Annotated in this window: 2 protein-coding genes; both read left to right on the top strand. The window is 45.9% G+C overall.

Annotation, left to right across the window (positions count from 1 at the left end; translation table 11 throughout):
- Positions 1 to 506, top strand: a 506-nt coding sequence (locus tag ACX0G9_RS31575) for a polyprenyl synthetase family protein (protein WP_459068988.1), incomplete at its 5' end; no start/stop codon positions are given.
- 48 nt (positions 507 to 554) lie between these two features.
- Positions 555 to 2,279, top strand: coding sequence for a single-stranded-DNA-specific exonuclease RecJ (recJ, locus tag ACX0G9_RS31570; RefSeq protein ID WP_459068987.1), 1,725 nt, complete (start codon positions 555 to 557; stop codon positions 2,277 to 2,279).
- Positions 2,280 to 2,414: the final 135 nt, after the last annotated feature.

Below are 2,414 nucleotides of genomic sequence, written 5' to 3'. Positions count from 1 at the left end.
CGCTTAACCTGAGCGAAACCGTATATTTTGAGATCATCCGGAATAAGACAGCCTCTCTGCTCGCCTCTTCCTGTGCAGCCGGCGCTTTTTCATCCTCCGGTGATGAGATCCTGACTGAGAAATTACGCCGGTTCGGAGAAAAAGTCGGGATCGCCTTTCAGATTAAGGACGATTTGTTCGACTATGGGAGCGAAGCCGTTGGCAAACCTACCGGTAATGATATTAAGGAAAAAAAACTTACCCTTCCGCTCATTTATGCACTGAATAAGCTGGACAGGTCCACACGAAGAGAGCTTATCTATATCATCAAGAACCATAACAGGGACCACGAAAAAGTACAATATGTCATAAAAAAAGTATCTGAAGCAGGGGGCATTGATTATGCTGTTCAACAAATGAATATCTACCGCGATGAAGCATTGGCTATCTTACATGAATTCGATGATAATGAGACCCGGAAAGCCCTTGAAGAACTGGTAAGATATACGACGGACAGGAAATATTAGCTCAAGGGGTCACCTTGCTGCCTGAAGCCCGGGAGCCAAAATTAAAGTATGGAAAAAAAATGGACCTTGTTACAGGCAGATCCCCTCAAAGCCGCAGCCCTGCAGGATGCATTAAAGATTAATCCGGTCATTTGCCGCATATTGGTACAGCGGGGAATAGAAAATTTTGACCAGGCAAGGAGTTTTTTCCGGCCGCAGTTAAAGGATCTTCATGATCCGTGGTTGATGAAAGACATGGATAAAGCCGTTAACAGGATTTTAAAAGCTTTCGGTGATCGGGAGAAAATTCTTGTTTATGGGGATTATGATGTGGACGGTACTACCGCTGTAGCCTGTCTGTATCAATTTCTGCAAAAATGGTATCAGTCCGGTTTGATTGATTTTTATATTCCGCACCGTTACCGCGAAGGATACGGAGTTTCCCGCCAGGCTATCGATTTTGCAAAAGAAAATGGATTTACCCTGATTATCGCCCTCGATTGCGGCATCAAATCCGTCGACCTGATCGCATATGCCAGTTCGTTGGGGATAGATTTCATTGTATGCGATCATCACCTTCCCGATACCCGGCTACCCGCTGCAGTTGCTATTCTCAATCCCAAACAACCCGACTGCGGTTATCCCTATAAAGAATTAAGCGGTTGCGGAGTCGGTTTTAAATTAATCACTGCCTTGTCGGAAAAGCTGGAAATTTCCAGGGATGAACCATTTCAATTCCTGGATCTGGTTGCAACCGCCATTGCTGCCGACATCGTACCTATGGATGGGGAAAACAGGATCCTGACTTATTATGGCTTGAAAAAGGCGAACGAAAATCCGAATAACGGCATTAAAGCGCTTATACAATTAACCGGTCTGCAAAAAGAAATAAAGGTGAATAACCTGGTTTACCTGATCGCTCCCCGGGTAAATGCAGCCGGACGAATGGATGACGCCAGAAAGGCTGTTCTGCTGTTTACCGCGCAGGATCTGGATAAAGCCCTGGTTTTTGCCGGTCAGCTGCATTCCGATAATACCGATCGGAAGGAAGCAGATATCAATATGACGGAAGAAGCATTGACCATTTTAAAAAACGATCCTGACCAGATGAACCGGAAATCGACGGTCCTTTTCCAGCCACACTGGCATAAAGGAGTTGTCGGAATCGTTGCTTCCAGACTGATTGAAAAATACTACCGCCCTACCGTGGTCCTTACCCGCAGCGGAGACCTGATTGCCGGGAGCGCCAGAAGCGTCAATGGCTTTAATTTGTATGAGGCTATCCACGCCTGCCGCGAACATTTATTGGGATATGGAGGTCATTTTGCAGCTGCCGGTGTAACCCTTTTGCCCGAACAGGTAACGGCATTCCGCCTTAAATTCGAAGAAATCGTCTCTTCAACGATAGAACCACGGTCTTTAGTCCCTGAACTTACCCTGGATGCAGAACTGCCCTTTTCAGGAATTACCCCTTCTTTTTATAAGATACTGCATCAAATGGAGCCCTTCGGTCCGGGAAACCCCCAGCCGGTCTTCCTCGCCAGGCAACTGGAAGACAAAGGATATTCCAGGATCGTAAAGGAGCAGCATATCCGGTTTTCTCTTAACCAGGGAAATATCTTTTTGGATGGGATTGGATTCGGAATGGCCGAAAAATTCCCCCGGATCAGCGGTAAAGAGCCTCTGGATGTCGTCTTCACCCTCGAAGAAAATGATTGGAACAATCAAAAAAGCCTCCAACTCAAAGTCATAGATTTTGTCCAAAGCGCCGAAAGCGCCTTAGCCGAAGGCTAAGACATAAGAGGTTAACTGTATACGTTCTATTTTTCACAAAGAACGGATGCAGTTAACAAGCCGAAGGCTAAGACATAAGAGGTTAACTGTATACGTTCTATTTTTCACAAAGAACGGATGCAGTTAACAAGCCGA

Source organism: Flavitalea flava (assembly GCF_054461575.1).
Note: the sequence above shows the minus strand (reverse complement) of the source record. Positions and strands in the feature narration are given on the sequence as shown.